The organism is Pseudoalteromonas sp. MER144-MNA-CIBAN-0113 (assembly GCF_040308965.1).
Taxonomy (GTDB): Bacteria; Pseudomonadota; Gammaproteobacteria; order Enterobacterales; family Alteromonadaceae; genus Pseudoalteromonas; species Pseudoalteromonas tetraodonis.
In genome coordinates this window covers 1-274 of record NZ_JBEOOG010000338.1, presented here as the reverse complement: position 1 = coordinate 274, position 274 = coordinate 1, and the positions used below count along the sequence as shown (strand labels likewise).

The 274-nt window shown below is 36.5% G+C and carries 1 protein-coding gene; it reads right to left on the bottom strand.

From position 1 onward, the window contains the following. Window positions 1–274: glycerol-3-phosphate dehydrogenase C-terminal domain-containing protein (locus AAEY57_RS19945; protein WP_350608659.1), on the bottom strand; the 274-nt coding region annotated here is incomplete at both ends.

Here is a 274-nt window from a genome sequence, read left to right as displayed (position 1 = left end):
GAGAGGATATCTTCTTTACGTACAACCAGTGATATTTTAGAGCGGCGACGTAAAAAATCACTTAGTTTAGTTACCATTTCTCGTTCGGCAGCATGTTCAATTTCAACACGTAAATACTCTGAATTTTTAATTAGAAGCTCAGCTTTTTCAGGAACTTCTCGAATTTTTTCTAACATGTTAATTGCATTTCTTCCGTAACGTCTCCAAAAGCGTTTGCTGAGTACTTCAGTAGATGTTTTGGGAGTTAAGCCGTCTAAATTCATTAGCTTAGCAC